This is a genomic window from [Bacillus] selenitireducens MLS10, assembly GCF_000093085.1.
Classification (GTDB): domain Bacteria; phylum Bacillota; class Bacilli; order Bacillales; family Salisediminibacteriaceae; genus Salisediminibacterium; species Salisediminibacterium selenitireducens.
This window is the reverse complement of record NC_014219.1, coordinates 2,238,259-2,257,052: the sequence shown is the minus strand read 5'-3', so window position 1 is coordinate 2,257,052 and position 18,794 is coordinate 2,238,259. Positions and strand designations below refer to the sequence as shown.

Annotated in this window: 13 protein-coding genes; 7 read left to right on the top strand and 6 right to left on the bottom strand. The window is 45.4% G+C overall.

Translation table 11 applies throughout. The features are described from left to right. Positions 1–219 precede the first annotated feature (219 nt). The 3 genes from megL (at position 220) to BSEL_RS10340 (ending at position 6,538) form a co-directional block, all read left to right on the top strand. Entirely contained in the window at positions 220–1,410 is a 1,191-nt protein-coding gene (megL, locus tag BSEL_RS10350) for a methionine gamma-lyase (RefSeq protein WP_013172954.1), read from the top strand. A 58-nt stretch (positions 1,411–1,468) separates the two neighbouring features. Next, positions 1,469–4,030 (top strand): bifunctional diguanylate cyclase/phosphodiesterase, encoded by a 2,562-nt coding sequence (locus BSEL_RS10345; protein WP_013172953.1) that lies wholly within the window; start codon positions 1,469–1,471, stop codon positions 4,028–4,030. A gap of 84 nt (positions 4,031–4,114) precedes the next feature. Continuing rightward, positions 4,115–6,538 (top strand): Lon protease family protein, encoded by a 2,424-nt coding sequence (locus BSEL_RS10340; RefSeq protein WP_013172952.1) that lies wholly within the window; start codon positions 4,115–4,117, stop codon positions 6,536–6,538. A gap of 82 nt (positions 6,539–6,620) precedes the next feature. Here BSEL_RS10340 and BSEL_RS10335 read toward each other — a convergent pair whose 3' ends face one another. Beyond that, positions 6,621–8,306, bottom strand: a complete 1,686-nt coding sequence (locus BSEL_RS10335) for a BCCT family transporter (protein ID WP_013172951.1) — start codon at positions 8,304–8,306, stop codon at positions 6,621–6,623. A 285-nt stretch (positions 8,307–8,591) separates the two neighbouring features. Here BSEL_RS10335 and BSEL_RS10330 point away from each other — a divergent pair, with 285 nt between their 5' ends. Then, positions 8,592–10,607, top strand: a complete 2,016-nt coding sequence (locus tag BSEL_RS10330; protein ID WP_013172950.1) for a flagellar assembly protein A — start codon at positions 8,592–8,594, stop codon at positions 10,605–10,607. Here the strand turns inward: BSEL_RS10330 and BSEL_RS10325 are convergent. After that, positions 10,604–11,518 carry a diacylglycerol/lipid kinase family protein gene (locus BSEL_RS10325; RefSeq protein WP_013172949.1) on the bottom strand — a complete coding sequence of 305 codons (915 nt, stop codon included), beginning with the start codon at positions 11,516–11,518 and terminating at the stop codon, positions 10,604–10,606. The two genes, BSEL_RS10330 and BSEL_RS10325, sit on opposite strands and share 4 nt — an antisense overlap. A gap of 252 nt (positions 11,519–11,770) precedes the next feature. On the opposite strand from BSEL_RS10325, the gene trpB reads away from it, so the two are divergent. Further along, positions 11,771–12,937, top strand: a complete 1,167-nt coding sequence (trpB, locus tag BSEL_RS10320) for a tryptophan synthase subunit beta (RefSeq protein ID WP_013172948.1) — start codon at positions 11,771–11,773, stop codon at positions 12,935–12,937. A 77-nt stretch (positions 12,938–13,014) separates the two neighbouring features. On the opposite strand, the gene BSEL_RS10315 is transcribed toward trpB, so the two are convergent. Then, positions 13,015–14,379 (bottom strand): diguanylate cyclase, encoded by a 1,365-nt coding sequence (locus BSEL_RS10315; protein ID WP_013172947.1) that lies wholly within the window; start codon positions 14,377–14,379, stop codon positions 13,015–13,017. A 68-nt stretch (positions 14,380–14,447) separates the two neighbouring features. Beyond that, entirely contained in the window at positions 14,448–15,713 is a 1,266-nt protein-coding gene (locus BSEL_RS10310; protein WP_013172946.1) for a Y-family DNA polymerase, read from the bottom strand. A gap of 84 nt (positions 15,714–15,797) precedes the next feature. Here BSEL_RS10310 and BSEL_RS10305 point away from each other — a divergent pair, with 84 nt between their 5' ends. After that, positions 15,798–16,115 (top strand): YolD-like family protein, encoded by a 318-nt coding sequence (locus BSEL_RS10305; RefSeq protein WP_013172945.1) that lies wholly within the window; start codon positions 15,798–15,800, stop codon positions 16,113–16,115. 80 nt (positions 16,116–16,195) lie between these two features. Here BSEL_RS10305 and BSEL_RS10300 read toward each other — a convergent pair whose 3' ends face one another. Both BSEL_RS10300 and BSEL_RS10295 read right to left on the bottom strand, forming a co-directional pair. Further along, positions 16,196–17,392 carry a DUF2812 domain-containing protein gene (locus BSEL_RS10300; RefSeq protein WP_013172944.1) on the bottom strand — a complete coding sequence of 399 codons (1,197 nt, stop codon included), beginning with the start codon at positions 17,390–17,392 and terminating at the stop codon, positions 16,196–16,198. Continuing rightward, positions 17,385–17,729 carry a PadR family transcriptional regulator gene (locus BSEL_RS10295; RefSeq protein WP_013172943.1) on the bottom strand — a complete coding sequence of 115 codons (345 nt, stop codon included), beginning with the start codon at positions 17,727–17,729 and terminating at the stop codon, positions 17,385–17,387. The genes BSEL_RS10300 and BSEL_RS10295 overlap by 8 nt, the downstream gene beginning before the upstream one ends. Before the next feature lie 132 nt (positions 17,730–17,861). Here BSEL_RS10295 and BSEL_RS10290 point away from each other — a divergent pair, with 132 nt between their 5' ends. Further along, entirely contained in the window at positions 17,862–18,794 is a 933-nt protein-coding gene (locus tag BSEL_RS10290; RefSeq protein WP_013172942.1) for a DUF4349 domain-containing protein, read from the top strand.

Here is an 18,794-nt window from a genome sequence, read left to right as displayed (position 1 = left end):
ATGAACGTTGGAGCCATAAAGATCCTGCCTGCATGACGAAACTTTTCTTATTAAAGCGCATGACCATCGGTTTGGATTACTTTTGGATATTAGAGGGACAGATATAAAGAAGAAGGTTATAATAGTAATGTAAGCGCTTTATTATTGTTTTTTTGCTTGAATTCTGTTTCAGCAACATCGGCCGTAAATCTGCGGCTACACATCAAGGGAGGTTATCGCATGGATAAACATTTGGAAACCAGAATCATTCACAGTCATTTTGACCAGGAACGCCACTATGGAAGCCTCACGCAACCATTGTATCAGACGTCGACCTTTGTTTTCGGCAATGCTGAGGAAGGGGAGAGGCGATTTGCGGGAGAAGAAGAGGGTTATATGTACACCCGCCTTGGAAATCCCACGGTTGCAGAGCTTGAACATAAAATGGCAGACCTCGAAGCAACGGAAAGTGCTGTAGCATTCGCATCAGGTATGGGAGCCGTTTCCGCGGTATTGATGCATCTTTTGAATAGTGGGGATCATGTCATTGTAACCCGGGGGGTATATGGTTGTACGTATGGATTTCTTGAATTGTTCAGAGATAAATACGGATTAACGTATGATTTGATCCATATGGACGATGAATCGAGTCTAGAACAAGTTCTCGTTCCTGAAACAAAGGTCATCTATGTTGAAACACCGATTAATCCGACAATGAAAGTTGTAGATTTGGAAATGGTCACAGCCTTTGCAAAAAAACACGGTTTAAAAGTAGTCGTTGATAATACGTTCTCATCACCTTATTTACAGCAGCCATCCCTATCAGGAGCTGATTTTATCCTTCACAGTGCAACTAAGTACATCAGCGGGCACGGTGATGTCATAGCGGGTATTGTGTGTGGTCCAAAAGAAGATATGGATATTATCCGTATGTCCACACTAAAAGATATCGGTGCGGTGCTTGGACCTTTTGATGCCTGGCTTCTTTTAAGAGGTATCAAAACGCTGGGTGTGCGCATGGACCGTCACTGTGAGAATGCAGCATTCCTTTTTGATAAATTAAAGCAGGCTGATGGTGTGACATCAATCATCTATCCGGGAGACAGTTCCTTTCCTGATCATAAAATCACACAAAAACAGATGAGAAAACCTGGCGGTATGATCAGCTTTGAGATAGATGGAGGAAAAAAAGCGGCACAGTCTTTTCTGAATCATCTTAAGCTTTGCAAACGGGCGGTGAGCCTCGGTGATGCAGAAACACTGATTCAGCACCCTGCCTCAATGACTCATGCTGTTGTTCCGGAAGAAGAACGTTTGAAAATGGGGATTAATGATTCGCTGATCCGTATATCAGCCGGGCTCGAACATAAAGAAGATATATGGGCTGACATCAGACAGTCTTTACTGGCTGCAACCACACAAGAGGGTTAGAATACCGGATTGAGGGGTAAAAAAAGATACATGTTATCCTGCAAACGGAGGTTTCATTATGAATGAACCATATGGCGTTTTCGATCCTTCTCAGTTCGCAGATCTCGTTGAACAATCATCGGATTTGATTCAGTGTGCCGATAAAAACGGTGACTTTCTATACGTAAATCAGTCATGGTGCAACACCCTTGGTTATACGAAAAAAGAAGCGCTGACTCTCACTGTTGAAGACGTTTTTCATCCGGATTCTGTCGCGCATTGTAAATCAATTTTTAAACGGGTCCTCGCAGGGCTCTCCGTTGGTGAAGTTGAAGCTGCTTTTATCACGAAAAGCGGAGAACGCCTGGATGTCCAGGGATATATCGACAGTAAGTGGGATGATAGCGGGAATCCTTGTTACACACGTGCAACATTCCGGGATATCACCGATAAAAAACGACTGGAAAAGCAGAATGAAGATTTCAGGCTCCGCCTGGTCGAATCGAATGAACTTCACCAGTTGCTTTCAACCGTGATGACCAATGCGGTTGAACTCGATAACCGGGAATTTGATGACAGGATTACAGATGCTTTGCGGGCATTCGGCAGATTTGTTTCTGTTGATCGTGCTTATATTTTTCACTATGATTTTATCCTTGATATGACATCGAACACCCACGAATGGTGTGAAGAGGGAATTGAACCTCAAATTGATCAACTGCAGAAAATACCGCTTAACGATATACCCGACTGGGTAAACAGGCACCGTGCGGGTGAGGAAGTGATGATCAACAATATTTATTTGCTTCCTGAACATGACCGGGTGCGTCAAATTCTTGAACCTCAGGGTGTGAAAAGTATCCTGACAGTACCCATGATGAGGAAAGGCATCTGTTTTGGTTTCGTCGGATTCGAGTCGGTTTCTGATTATCACCCATTCTCTGAAATAGAAAAGAAAATTTTGTTACAATTGAGTCATTTTTTATTAAATGTCCTTGAACGAAAGCGCATTTCCGATGACTTGTCACACAGTAATCGACAACTTCAAACCATTATGGATTCACAGAGTGAACTCGTCTGTAAGTTTGATCGTGACTGTAATCTTTCTTTTACAAACCGTGCGTTTCAGCAGACACTGCAAGCGAAATCTGAGGAACAAGACCTTTCTCATTTGTCCTCTTATATGGATGAAGAATCATTCGAAACGCTGAAAGAACATATCAATATGCTGGTGGAAACGGGGCAACCAAAGACATTGAGAATTTCCGCATACGGTCATGCTGATACCCTGATTATCGAATGGAATGTCTATGTGACAAGATACCACGACGGAGCCGTATCAGAATTTATCAGTGTCGGCTACGATGTGACGGAGAAAGAAAAGCTCGAAAACCAGCTGGTTTACATGGCATATCACGATCAGCTTACCGGACTGTTAAATCGTTACGGATTTGAAAGAAGTCTTTTAGAGTCTGAAAGTTCAGGTGCCTGCCATCTGATCATGCTCGATATAGATGACTTCAGCATGCTCAATACGATCTACGGTTCTGCAACAGGTGATAATATATTGATCGAAACAGGACACATCTTGAACAGTTTGGTGAGTTCGAATGGTTTCGTAAGCCGTATTTCATCGGATGAGTTCATGGTATGTTTGAATTCGAATGATCTCTGGCACGATCAGCATTTCTTAAATAGTCTTGAAGAGCGAGTACATCATTCATTCGAAGGAGGAAGTATTCCGCAATTCTTGCATTTTTCTGTTGGTTACACACTCTTTGACCCATCTGCCCACTCATTTGAAAAAGCTTACCATGAAGCGACTTTAGCGCTTAAGTCTGCAAAAGAATCCGGGGGAGCTGCCATTCACGCATACATGAATTGGATGTACTTGGATCTTCAAAGGATTAACGATATCCAAAAAGGCTTACGCAATGGACTGAAAGAGAATGAATTTCGGATGGAATATCAGCAAAAAATGAATAATACGTCGGGGAAAGTGACCGGTGTTGAAGCACTTGCGCGGTGGGAGAGTAAATTGCTCGGAAATGTAGGCCCGGGTGAATTTATTCCTGTGTTCAGTAAGAGTGAGGCTATCGATCTGCTTTCTGAATGGTCCATCAATCGTGTATTTCATGATCTGCCTGAACTGAAAGCAAAGTATGGTGCTGATATTAAAGTATCCATCAATCTCTCACCCAGGGTACTTTTAAAAAAGGATTTCAGTCAATGGCTGAATAACATGAGGAAGAGACATAAGATTGACCGGGATACGGTTATGTTGGAAATTACAGAAGATGTCTTCCTTGAGGATCTGAACCTTGTTAATAATTTGCTTCGCTCAATCAGAGATAATGGATTTTTGATCTCTCTTGATGATTTTGGATCCGGATATGCGTCCTTGAGTTATTTGCAAAATATGCTGATAGATGAAGTCAAAATTGACAAATCGATTACCGATCAGGTCTTGACCAATGATAAACATCTGGTTTTACTCAATGCAATTATTAAGATTGCTGAAGCATTTCACATTGCTCCTGTGATCGAGGGTGTGGAATCGGAGAACCAGCTTAAATTATTGCAAGAGTTGGGTGACTTTGATGTTCAGGGTTATCTGCTTCACAGACCGGAACGCTTGTAATTATATGCTTGTAAGCAGGGATTTCCTCCCGGCATGTCAAAGTAATCATCAAGGTTACTTTTGATAATGTTGGGGGGATTTTTCATGACTTCGATGAACGGATTTAAAACTAAAAGAAAATTGAATACGGATCATTTAAAAGCACGTTGCCAAACCGATTGGATTCCTTTTGAAACTACTGATGATCTGAAGGGTGATTTTCATGACATGATTGGCCAGGAACGGGCAGAAAAAGCGATGGCCTTCGGTCTCGGGGTGAAACAGGCAGGCTACAACCTTTTTGTGGTGGGACCAACAGGTACAGGCAGGGTCACGTATACGATTCAGACCGTAAGACGCCTTGCAAAAGAACGTCCTGTTCCGAGCGATTGGTGTTATGTTTATAATTTTGATGATCCGGATCGCCCTTTTCTGATCCCGTTCCCATCCGGGAAGGGGCATGTCTTCAGAAGAGATATGGAAACGTTGCTTCTTGATATCGAAAGAGAAATCCGTACAGCGTTCTCAACAGACGAATTTGAGGCAGAAAAACGCAAAAGGATTGATTCGTTCAAATCTCAGGTTGAGAATGCTTGGAGAAAGATTGATTCGTTCGCAAATGAGAAAGGGATCTATGTCGAGAAATCACCTGACGGTATCAATACGTATCCGATGTCAGAAGGGAAAGCTCTGACAAATGAGGCATTTATGAATTTACCCGAGGATAAAAAAGATGAATTACTTCGTGCCGATGATCAGGTGGAAGAACAGATACAGGATACGATCCAGCATATTCAAAAGCTCGAAGAAGACCTCAGGAAGTCCCTCCATACGTTCATGCAATCAACAGTGTCTTATGCAATTGAAGGTTTATTCAGGCCCCTCCGTGAATCTTACAAGGACAGGCAGCGGGTTCTGCAGTATCTCGACAGTTATTTTGATGATGTGGTCGATCACTTCAGTCTATTTTTTCCTGAAAACGATCAGCAGGAACAGCTTGTCACGCAACTTGGCGGACCGAAAGAAAAGCAGTTTCTTCGCTATACGGTCAACGTGTTCGTTAACCATCGGGATCGAACCAGTGCACCGGTTGTTTATGAAACCAACCCGACTTTTGATAACTTATTTGGTCGCATTGAGTATCAGGGACAGCTTGGTAATATGACGACAGACTTCACTAAAATAAAACCGGGGGCACTTCATCTTGCCAATGGCGGATATTTGATTCTGCAGGCTAATGAGCTGTTTCAGCACCCTCATGCATGGTCTGCGTTGAAACGGGTCTTACAGGCACGGAAAATTCAGTTTGAACATCCGCATGAAAACAAGGGCATGTTTCCATCATCGGGCATGAAGCCACAGCCGGTTCCCCTTGATATAAAAATCATTATTATCGGATCGTATATGATCTATGACCTCCTTTCTCAAGTTGATGAGGACTTTGATAAACTCTTCAACGTGAAGGTGGAATTTGACACGCATATGGATCGATCAGAGGACAATGCATTAAAGATGTTTCATTTTATTAAATATTTTTGCAAAGAAGAAGGATTGTTGCCGTTTCACAAAAAGGCGGCTGCACGAATTGTCGACTACAGCTCACGCATGGTGAGTGAACAGTTAAAGTTGACGACTCGCTTTCAGGAAATTACCCAAATTTTAATAGAAGCCAATTATTATGCTTCTGAGGAATTACAGGATGCGGTGATGGATGAGCATGTCGTCAAAGCTTTTTATGAGAAGGAGAAAAGGGTGAGTCATATCCCGGAGCGGTATCGTGAGATGATTCATTCAGGACGGATCATGATTGAAACAGAAGGTTTTCGAACCGGCCAGATTAATGGGCTCGCTGTATTGGGATCGCGGGATGCGGTTTTCGGTATTCCTTCAAAGATAACTGCCCAGACGTTTGCCGGCAAGCAGGGGATCGTGAACATCGAAAGAGAAGCCTCTCTCAGTGGTCAATTTCATGAGAAAGGCATGCTCATTTTGACAGGATTTCTTTCTGGTCTTTTTGCCAAAAATCGTCCTATCCCGCTTTCTGCGAGCATTACTTTTGAGCAAAGCTACGCGCTGATTGATGGTGACAGTGCTTCTTCTACAGAATTATATGTCCTTCTGTCTTCTCTGTCAGGCTGTCCGATCAACCAGGGAATTGCTGTTACCGGTTCAGTGAATCAGTGGGGAGAGATACAGCCGATTGGCGGCGTTAACGAAAAAATAGAAGGCTTTTTCCGTATATGTCAGCAACGTGGACTAAACGGGCAACAGGGCGTCATCATCCCAAAACAAAATGTCGAACAGCTGATGCTTCATGACGACGTTATTGAAGCAGTGAACGGACAACGTTTTTCTGTTTGGGCCATTGAACATATCGCGGAAGGCTTGGAGATTTTGACCGATCAGCCATCCGGTTACGATCCGCTCAATCCTGCATCTCCGTTTCCGGAAGGGACGATCTTTGCCCGGGCTGAGCGACGATTTGATGAAATGTATGAGGAAACGAACAGTGAGAACGAATCATTATGATTCATTTCATCTTTTCAGAGCAGAATATGAAGACTTATTTGAATAACAGGAAAACAGCCTGGCGGACGCCAGGCTGTTTCTTTTATTCGCGGTATTCTTTTTCAAGTTCCTCGAGTTCTTTCTGTTCAATTTCTTCAAGCTCTTCGTCACTCAAAGGCGTGTCATTAAAGACATCCCCTTCAATTTTACGCTCACGCTCGAGGTCGGAGAGCGCTGCGAAGATTCGAGTACGTTCAGATGGAAGAGATTGCTTGTTATACTCCTCAAACAAAGCTTTCAGTAAAGCGAATACCATTAAGAACATGATGATCATGAAAGGGAATCCGCCAACAACCGCGGATGTCTGTAAGGCCTGCAGGCCACCTGCAAGAACCAGTACGGCGGCAAATGCACCTTCAATTGTGCCCCATGTAATTCTTAATAATAAAGGCGGGTTCGGGTTCCCCTGTGATGTTAGCATGCCGATAACATACGTCCCGGAGTCGGAAGATGTGACAAAAAATGCCGTCAGGGAAAGCATTGCAATGACCACCAAAACGCCAGAGAACGGGAAGGTTTGCAGCATTGAGAAGAAGCCCATTGCTTCGTTTTCCATTACATCGGATAGAATCGTCCCACCTGTAAAATGTTCATTATACAGGGCAGCACCGCCAAAAACGCTGAACCAGAACATACTTAACAGTGTAGGTACCAGCATGACGCCTGCCGCGAAACTTCGGATGGTTCGACCTCGGGAAACCCTCGCAATGAACGTTCCTACGAATGGTGCCCAGGAAATCCACCATGCCCAGTAGAAGATGGTCCATGCATCATACCAGCCTTCTGTTCCTTCTCCTGCGGCATCAAGTCCGAATGACATCGAAATCAGGTTTTGAAAATAAGCACCTGAAGAATGCGTGAATAAATTTAGAATAAATAACGTCGGTCCAAGAATCAGTACAAACAGTAACAATAATCCGGCAACAGACAGGTTAATCTGACTCAGCCACTTAATTCCCCGGCCAATACCTGATGTTGTCGAAAGAATTGCCATCAGTGTCACAACAACGATAATTGAAACCCAAAGCATTTCGCCATCGGGAATGCCGAAGGTCAGTTCCATACCTGCACTGATCTGCATAACGCCGAAACCAAGTGAAGTTGAGATACCAAACAATGTGGAAATTGCGGCAATGATATTAACAAGGTTACCGGTTTTCCCATTAATTCGTTCAACCCCGATGATCGGTTCCAGTGTCGAACTCAACAGCATCGGCAGGCCCTTGCGATAGGTGAAGTAGGCGAGTGATCCAGCTACAATCGCATAGATGGCCCATGGATGCACTCCCCAGTGAAAGAAGGAATATTGCATGGCCATATGTAATGCGGCTTCGGTTCCTCCTTCTCCCATTGCAGGCCAGTCATAATGGTTGATCGGTTCTGAGACCCCCCAGAACAAGAGGCCAATCCCCATACCGGCACTGAAAAGCATGGAGAACCAAGCCATTGTTGAATATTCCGGTTTTTCCCGATCGCCGCCCAGGCGAATTTCACCAATTGGGCTTATAATCAGGAAAATGACCACGATTACAAACGCACTGCCTCCCAAAATAAATGTCCAGCCCAGATATTCCACTATCCATGCAAATGTATTGTCTACATATGTCTCGAAATTAGGCAGTGAAAAGCCCAGAATAACAAATGTGATTGAAAAGATAAGTGAAATGATAAAGACCGGTGTTTTTGCAGATGATGCAAATGTTGTTAAAATCTTCGAACGTCTACCCATTTTATTCCTCCTATAATTTTGTTGTTTGATACCACTACATGTACTTTACCTGTATTAAGGTGAATTAAACATGATCTCACACATTCTCTCATATTTAAAAGTGTCAGACAACCTGACATCTTTATAAGTGAAAAAAGTCGCGGTCTTTTTCTATCGTATTGCATTTTTATTTTCTTTCACCCGATTTCAAGTTCTCATCCTGTATTTGTAAGAGTATACTGAAAGGAGAAAGAATCAGCGGTCTGTTTTATGACCGATCAGAGCATGTGGTAAAGGAGGGGTTATATGGGATCTTGGGAGTTCGAAGGACGAACTTATGAAGATGCGTTAAATAAAGCGGTTATGGAAACGGGGCTGAAAGAAGATCAAATGACGGTAGAAGTGATGAAAGAACCGGATGGCGGTTTCTTTTCATTGAAACGTAAAAAATTTCTGATTCGAGTGACACCCGTGGAAGTCATGGGTGAATCCGATTTATCCAAATTATACGACTGGATGGAATCGTTTGACGTTCCTTCTGAGCGTGCAAATCAGTCATTGGAGAGTGAACTGACAGGTAAGGCATGGATTAAATCCGGTGAACTTCTTTTTTCCTCAGACGACGTGAGCCAACCCACTGTGGTTATTCCCGAAGAGCTCGTGATGTATATCAATGGTGAACCGATTTCCGGCAGCGTATTGTTGCAGAATGGGGATCATATCCGGTTTGATTTGCCCACGGTCAAAAAAGAGTCCGTCTGGACAATTAAAGTTGACGAGTCATCACAACAAGTTGTACTGACAGTCGAACCCGGTAAACTTTTGGTTCCGTTTCTTGAGGATCACAAGCCCGTTGAGACATTGCCCGTTTCAGTCGGTTATTTTGATCAGCCTGATAATGAACTGACTGAGGAAGACATATACAGTGAGTTGTCCACTCTCGGCATTGTCTTTGGCATTGATGATCGGGCGATTGAACGTGCTTGTCGCTCGCTTGAAAGGGGAGAGTTTGTCATAGCCGAGGGAAAGCGTCCCGTCGATGGACAGGATGCCGAGCTGTCTATGGATGTTGAATTGGATCAACGAAGATTCGTGAACACGGAGGATAATGAAGGCAATATCGATTTCAAAGATTCATTACAGATCCCGGCTGTTCGTGAGGGAGATCGATTGGGTCAGGTTATTGAAGAGACAGAGGGGATTGATGGTGTCAGTGTCAGAGGCGACGTCCTCAAAGCTGCAGATGGGGTTCCGATTGATATTAAAAGCAGTGAAGATGTACGCCTCTCTGAAGATCTCAGTATGTATGCACTTGTTGCCGGTCGTCCTCAGGTTGAAAAATCGGGAAACATCTACAGAATTGTCATTGCGCCCAAACACACGCATAAAGGGGATCTCTCAGCGAAAGACGGACACATCCGGTTTGCCGGCGATGTTGAAGTCACCGGATTCGTGATGGACGGCATGAAAGTCTCTGCCGAAGGGACGGTTTTTATTCATAAAGGAACCCTTCACAGTCAGGTATACGCGCGCGAATCTGTCATTATTGGCAAGAACGTCATCAACTCCACAATCGTGGCTGGAAAAAACAGTGTGATTCTTCAATCACTGTCCGAATTTTTAGGACGTTTCATGAACGATTTCGATGCATTTGTGAAGGCTCTTCACCAGTTAAAAGAAGTTCCTGAATTCAGGGCTTATTTTGATGACCAGTCAAAAGTCGGTTCTCTCGTTCAAAAAGTAAAAGAAAGCCGCTTTCCTGAAATTGAGGAGAACGGTCTGAACCTTGTTTCATTTATTACGGAGAACCGGGAACGTCTTGAATCTGATTGGTTGCATTTTGTTCATTCTCTCGAACGGTATTTCCTCAGCTTCCGACTTCAGAAGCATTATTCACTTGATGCCCTTGAGGATATTCATACAAAAGGGCAGGAGCTGCTGGAAATTTGCCGATCTCCAGGAAGTCAGCAGGCCGATATCTCCTTGCACTATGCCATGAACAGCAAACTCGAAGCCAGCCACGACGTCCGTGTGATTGGCAAAGGACTTACCCACTCAGATGTTCTGTCCGGAGGGCACGTCTCCTCGGACGGAAAGATAACAGGAGGGAAGATCAAATCCGTCACGATGGATTTGCATACCGTTGGTTCACCTTCAGGGGTCAAGACGGTTTTACAGGCAGATGATGCAGGCTTTATCAGAGCCACTCAGGTTTTTCCGGATGTATTATTACGAATTGGCAATCGCCAGCACTTTTTCGACAGGGAAGAATCCATGATTTATGCTCGTCTCGACGAGGATGGGGAATTACACCTGCATTAAGATGGGTCTTCTTCTGGAACGATGAAACGGATGTGTCCGGGAAACATCGTGAATCTGACAGGCGTTTGAGCGACGGTTTCACCGTCTGTATCCACATTCATCGGTGTCTCTGTCTCGATTTCACATTCAGTGATCGGTTCAATGTGAACGGCCTCTCCTGTGATCATGGATTCTCCCTTCCACCTCTGCTCAATCAGATCCTGAAAAAGCTGTATGCCGGTATCTTTTATAATGATGAGTTTCATGCTTCCCTGATCAGGGCTTTCATTGGCGAAAGGGATTTCGGTCGTTCCGATGGACCGTCCATTCAATAGCATCATCATGACAGCCTCTCCTTTTTGAGGGGCTGTTTCTCTGCTCGATTTCCATTGATACCGAAACAGCCGGGCAGATTCCTGGATCGTCTTCAGTGCACTGATCATATAACTGACAGGCCCAATATATGCCTTCAGTTGCGGATCTATGTTCTCCGAGACTTCCGTTACTAGTCCGAAACCTGCAAAATTGGCAAAATACCTGTCATTCACCCGTCCGATATCCACAGCCTTTGGTTTTCCTGATGACAATAGCTGTGCGGCTCCTTCTGCATCGACCGGAATATGAAGCGTTCTGGCAAAATCATTTGAAGTGCCTTCAGGGAGAAGAGAAACATCCGGTCTGTTTTCAAGTTCGGCGAGTGCCTGAAGCGCTTCATTCAATGTGCCGTCACCGCCCATAATCAGAAGGACATCAACTTCAGAGGCTTTCTCTCTGATGATGGTTGTCAGGTCGCTTTTTTCTTCTGCTTTTCGAATCGTCAGTTCATTAATTACAGGAAGAAGGTATTTCATCATTTTTGCGATGGTAATGCTTTTTTCATTTTGTCCGGCATGGTCATGATAAATCAATAGACCGCGGTTATAGCGCTTCACAGAGCATCTCTCCAGTCTGGCTTTCTTGTTGTATGTTTCTTTACATCCGGTCAGAACCGGTTCTCACATGGTTCGTAGGGGAACTGACAACTATACTTCCCTTACCTCACCTGCTGTAATCTGACGATTTTGTGACATGCGCCTGTTTTCAGAAAATTCCGTTGACACGAGGTTCTTTCTTTCGATAAACTACATGCATATTTACTATGTCAGAATAAAATAAGCAGAGACCAGTTGAGGAGAGTGAATCAAATGAAGGACACAGAGACAGTTAAAGAAGGGTATTTTGGTGATTTTGGCGGGAGCTTTGTTCCACCTGCGCTTCAGGAGGTACTCGACAGACTCGATCAGGCTTTTCAATCATTCAAACATGATGATGCCTTTAATCGTGAATACAAAGAATGCCTTAAGGAATTTGTCGGGAGGGAGAATCCTCTGACGTATGCAAGGCATTTAACGGAAGCATTCGGCGGCCCTAAAGTTTATTTGAAGCGTGAAGACCTGAATCACACCGGTTCACATAAAATTAATAATGTCATCGGTCAAATTCTTGTCGCCAAATATATGGGTGCTCACCGGATCATTGCAGAAACCGGAGCAGGTCAGCATGGTGTCGCCACGGCGACGGCATGTGCGATGTTTGGCATGGACTGCTTGATTTACATGGGTGAACTCGATATGAAGCGGCAATCACTGAATGTGTTCAGGATGGAGCTTTTGGGAGCTGAGGTCGTACCTGTCAGTGCCGGCCAAGGACGTTTAAAAGATGCGGTTGATGCAGCGCTTGGCGACCTAGTTGAGAATTATGATCATACGTTTTATCTTCTCGGTTCTGCGGTTGGTCCTCATCCGTATCCGACGATGGTAAAACATTTTCAGGCCATCAGCAGTGAGGAGTCGAAACGGCAGATTATGGAGAAAGAAGGCAGACTTCCTGCGGCTGTATTCGCTGTCACTGGTGGCGGGAGCAATGCCATCGGAGCATTTGCCCATTATATCGATGAGAAAAATGTGCGGCTGATTGGGGTCGAGCCGGAAGAAGCTGCCACTATGTCCAAAGGCACTCCTGCGGTAATCCACGGGTTTAAATGTCTCGTTCTGCAGGATGAGGAGGGAAATCCCTTGCCGACCTATTCGATCGCCGCGGGACTTGATTACCCCGGTATCGGACCGGAGCACAGTTTTTTGAAAACAAGTGGACGTGCTGAATATTATACAATCTCAAAAGAAGAGGTCCTTGAGGCGTTTAAACTCCTTTCAAGAAAAGAGGGGATTCTCCCTGCGCTTGAGAGTGCTCACGCTGTGGCAATGGCACAAAAACTCGCCGGAGAATTTTCACCCGATGAGCCGGTTATTATCAACATTTCCGGCCGCGGCGATAAAGATGTGGAACAGGTTTTTGAAATGCTGAAAACGTAAAGCTTGAACAAAAAACAGCCGGCAGAGCGCGCCGGCTGTTTTTATCTGTTTTGAGACAATGTGCAGGTAAGGCCCGATTATACTTTTAACAGACGTTCAATCAGCCTTCTTGTCCGCTTAGTCACTTCCTTCATGTCCAGCGGCTTTAGCAGATAGTCATCTGCTCCTAGTTTCAGCGCCTCAATCACATAATTACCGTCGGTTAATCCCGTCAGCATGGAAACGACAATACTGTCCGTGGGATAGTCTTGGCGGATGATTTTTAACGTGTCAAATCCATCTGTGCCTGGCATAATTGCATCGAGAAGAATGACATACTTTTCACCATCTGTATACCACTCCCTATTCAGAAAATCATCCCCATCTTTAAACGTTTCAATATGCAACTTCCAGGAAAATTCATTCTCATATTTAATGAAATAATCCCTGATCATTTTTCTGATTAATTCAGCGTCCTCGACGATCAGAAGATTCACTGTCGTTTCAAATTGACTGTTGGCACTCATTGCAGTATCAAAGTGACGGATGCGATTTCTGCCATCATTCTTCGCCTGATAAAGCGCCTGATCGGCCTGATGAACCAGTTGTTCAGGGTCCGCATCACCGGACGAAATAAACGTAATACCTGTAGAGAAAGTAACATGGAAAATACCTTCACCACTGTCATGAGGGGTACTTTCCACATGTTTACGCACCCGTTCAATGACCGTTTCTGCATCCTCCGGGCAGGTATTCGGAAGCAACACAACGAATTCCTCGCCGCCGTAGCGGCACACAATATCCGATTCGCGCGTCTCCTCTCGCATAATGTCTGCGAATGTTTTCAGGACCTGATCTCCTGTTGCATGTCCATATCGATCGTTCACTTTTTTAAAATGATCAATATCAAGGATCGCTACACTTCCTGGATCCTCTGTCCGTTTATACCAGGCGATCATTTCATGCAGCTTTGTCTTCATATACGTTCTGTTAAACGTGCCGGTTAACTCATCGACCAGAACAGCCTTATCAATACGCCTTTTATAACGAAGTCTATTCTGTATGAGTTCTTTAATGAGCAGAGGGTCGACGGGCTTTTCCACCAGATCATGAATGTTCTGGTGAAATGCATTGATGAGCGACGCTGCATCGACTGCACCGCTTAGGATAATCAAAAATCCGTGGTGTGCCTCAAGATGTCTGGTTACATAGGAAAGAAACTTTTTTCCTTTGTCTCCTTCAGTAAATGATTCGTCAATGATGATAAGCTGTGGTTTTGCTTCATACATTAACTCCATACCCCGCAGCTGATTGGGTGCTGCAAGTACAGTGAAATCGTCTTCTTCAAGGGATTTTTTGATGATCTCGATTTCATCAAAGCAGTTGTCGATAATCAGAATCGTTTCCTGCTGATAATCTGTTCCGGCTCCTTTCTCAGAAGAAGGCAGGTTGTCTGGTGTCATATGATTCACTCCCTCACCGTATCTGCTTTCAGTATAGCGTATTTCAGTTACGATTTGAATGATCAGGGCTATCTCCGGTGACCGCCTGTCAATTCATTGCGATGTCTTGCCGTCCCGGCCTCCGTAAGGGAAACAGCCCGCAGAAGTGCATTGGAGCCATGCTTCTCCCGAATACAGTCCATAATATAGCCAAGTTGTCGCTCTTTTTCTGAAATGCGTTCCTCATCGAGCAACGTAAGCTGTACATATCTGTCCGGTTCCAGGTTTCCAAGACTTACTGTCACTTGCCTTGCGGGCAGATCGCATAGCATGTGGCGATCAAGGAGGTCCAGAGCTGCGCGGTATAACACTGTGGTTGCGTTCGTTGCCGACGGGAGGGAGACAGACCGGTTAAAACCGCCTCCGGTCTCTCTGCCGTAGCCGACACTGAGTCCGACGGTTCTTCCCATTAATCCGGTCTGTCTCGTTCTTCGGCCCACTTCCTCACTCATCTCAAGAATGATCACTTTCACATCCTCATAGCTGTAATCCCGCATGAGGATCTGTCCATTTGAGATACTGATGTCGCCTTTTGGTGCTTCCGGAGCGAGGCGGGTCAGATCAACACCGAGACTGTGCCAATAGAGCTGAGAACCGATAGCCGGTCCGAATTCCCGAATCAGCCTTTCTTCACCCGCACGGCTGATGTCGCCTACCGTGCGAACTCCCATGTGGCGAAGGCGTTTGCCGGTTCTGCTTCCAATTCCCCACATATCACGGGCGGCGTGCGGCCAAAGTTTCTCCTCTACGTCTTCGTATCGCCACCGTCCGATACCGGAAGACGTCTTTTTCGCACTGAGGTCGAGACAAAGCTTACTGAGCAGCATATTATCGCCGATCCCGATGACAGACGGAACTCCTGTTTCTCTCATGATTTTGCGTTGAATATAACAGGCGGCTTCTTCAGGAGAGTGCCAGTGACGGTGAACGGGAGTAAAGGATATAAAGACTTCATCCACGCTGTAAACAAAAATGTCCTTAGGGGCAAAATAGCGCCTTAACAAGGCCGTGATCGCGACCGAAACGTCGAGGTAGTTCATCATTTCTGCGTCGATAATGCGGATGTCAGGGTGTTTCGGAATCTCAAACCTGCGATTGCCCGTTTTAATCTGAAACCGCCGTTTCATTTCCGGCGAAGCCGCAAGGACAATACTGCCGTCAAAATCCTCAGCACCAACCACTGCGACGCAGGCTTTTAAGGGATCAAGACCGTGCTTACGGCACGCTATGGAGGCATAGAACGATTTCATATCGATGCAAAAAGTGGTCTGCACGGGGAAATCGGTATGATCCATGAGACTTTCCTCCTCTTTACAGAACTGATGTTTGGTTTATAATCAGTATACAACCGAACGTTTGTTTTGAAAAGAGGTGAACATATGAACCGCGATCGAGGTATGAAAAAATGGACGCAAATGATGCTTCCGGAACATAAACAGTTGTTGCATGAATTAAATCAGAAAGAAGCATTCAAACCAATGCCGGATCTCGATCCTCAGGAGCAGGAGGAAATGGCGCACAAAATATTGCTGGCTTTTCATAAACGGAATCCTGTGACACTGAGCATCTGGAAAGACGGAAGCATCCACCGGGTCACGGGCGTCCTGGTGCAGCTTCAGCACGAAACGAAACACGTACAGCTTGATAACGGTCAATCGTACCCGGTTAATGTGATAACAGGTGTCGATCCGGCTTGATTAGGACGTCTCTGCTTTTGCGAACAGAGTCAACAGAAAGAGGCCTGCCGAGTTGCCAGGCAGGCCAAGAACAAAATAAGCTATGAAGTACGAAGCTGGCGGACCCGGAGATAATAGCGCCAACAGCGTACGATGTCCTGTACAAGGATTATCACGGCAAAACCCAGGAGGGTGATCATGACGGAATCCCCATAAGACCATGATTCGGGCCGGTTGATCAAACGGAGTACCGTTTGACTCAGCACAAAGAGCTGAAGGAGAACGAGCAGACCAAGAAACCATGTGCGGGACACGCTCAGTTCCCGTGCAGCAGCCAATTGCGATTCGTGATCCGTATAAAAGCGGGGTTTCGTCTCTGTTTTCGCATCGTAAGGTTTGATCCAAATCACCCATTTCAGAAAATGGCTGTTCGTCTTGTAAACCGGCACCCAGCCATTTTCCATATGCAGTGATTCAGAGCCCGGGGTTTCCGTGCGTTCAAACTGAACATGGCACGCGGCAGATCCCGTATTCACTCTTGAGAAATGAAACCGTGTCCCACCGGCGCTCACTCTGACAAGATACAGACCAGCATCCGCTTTTTGTTCGATCCAGGAACTTAGTCGATCAGGTGAGGACATCCAGCCGGGACGCCACTTTGTCACATCGCTTTTTGCAAAGCGCTGATGAAGAGCCCGGGCATGATCCTCTTCTTCAGAATGGTAGGCCATATCTTCAGATAAGACGCGCTTTTCATCCTTGATCCGAAACAGTGTATAGATCCCGGAAAAGAGGATCCCTGCCTGCACGATGAATCCGGCCAGTGTGATGAGCCACATGGGACTCGTCTCTACCGTTGTTTCGATATTGCCGGGACTCGTCAACATGACTGTCAAAAGCGATAGCTGAATACTGGCCATGGTGATGACAATCAGGAAAAAAATCAGCCACGCCTGGCGCACACGGCTGTTTCGAAGTAAAATGCCATCCCGGCTGACGTCCGTATGCTCACCAGGGAGATAGGATTCATTTTTCAGCACTTCCCATTTACCATTCACATGACACGATTCCCATCCGTCTTCACTCAATTTCGAAGGAAGTGCTCTCTGTTCAGTTCGATGGATCCGGTATGTAAGAGAGGCTTCTTTTCCTGCAATAAATGAAAAGCTGCTTGTAAACCGGTTAAAGGACTGCAGGTGCATGCCTCTTGCGGCCATCGCTTCAAGCCACGCTTCCGTGCGGTGAATGGCATAGCTCCAAAATGGGCGGCAGACCCTCTTATAAGAGTGTTTATTCATCGTTATTACCTCCAATGATCAAAGAATGTTCATAGACCTCTTTCAGGCGGCTTTGTTCATGATAGAAAATACGTTTGCCGAGAGGCGTGATTTCATAGGTTTTTTTTCGGTCTCCGTCCGCATAGACAGTCACGATCCCGTCTTTGAGCATTTTCGTCAGCGTCCCGTATATCGTACCGGATCCGAGTGTGATCCGGCCGTCTGTCAGACTTTCCACATGTTTGCTGATGCCGTAGCCATGCCTGTCGGCAACCATAAGACTGAGCAGGATATAAAAGGCCGTTTCAGAAAGAGGCTGATACTTCTTCATGATTTTTTTGTCAGGATCGTTTCCCACTCGAACTCCTCCTTTTAATATGTCACGTCGCGACGTATCATGTTGAAACTGTATCACGGTGTGACATACTTGTCAATCCATTGAAACAAAACGCTGTTTACCTCGTCTAAGTAAACAGAAGGAGGAATCACCATGCAGATATGGATCAGATTCATCGTAATCAGTGTTTTGTCTTTAGTCATAACAGGAGCCTGCAGTGGAAGTGATGAGGATGCGAACACGAGTAACGATGATCAGGATATGCCGGTCACCGAGGAAACCGAACAGAATATGGCCACAGACGACGTTGAGGTCGCCGGGGATCAGACAGAAGAAAGCGTTCAAGAAGACGCCAATACGAACGACCGTCTCATCATATACGAAGGAGATCTTTATTTAGAGACGACGAACTATCAGGAAACCGTCTCTGCCATTGAAAGACAGACTGAAGAAGCGGGTGGTTACCTGATCGAATCATCAACACGACAATCAGGTGATGATCGATTACCGTTGGGCCACATGGTCGTCAGGGTTCCTGTGAATGACTTCTTCTCCTTTATTGACAGAATTGGTGATACAGGTGCAGAAGTGATTGAAGAGCAGACAAGAGGACGTGATGTGACAGAGGAATATGTCGATCTCGAGTCACGACTGCGAACCCAACAAACCGTGGAAGAGAGACTATTGACGTTTATGGAAGAGGCGGACAGCACGGAAGCTTTATTGGACGTCTCCAATCAGCTGACCGATATCCAGCAGGAAATCGAGTCCATTCAGGGACGGATCAATTATCTCGATAACCGCGTGGACTACGGAACCTTGCATATTGAGATTTCCGAGCGCGAAGAAGCACAACTTCAGGACCGAGAAACACTGAATACATGGGACCGGGCTACAGATCAGCTCATGGGGACACTGAATGGCCTGATGAGTGCCGCTTCCGGACTTGCGGTATTCGTTATAGGATTTTCACCGATTTTCGTACCGCTGATCGCTATCGGCATTTTGTTCTGGTTCTTTAAAAGAAGGAAATTGAAGAACGATGTCGAAAAAGGAAACAATGAGGATCATGAAAGCAGGAGTTGA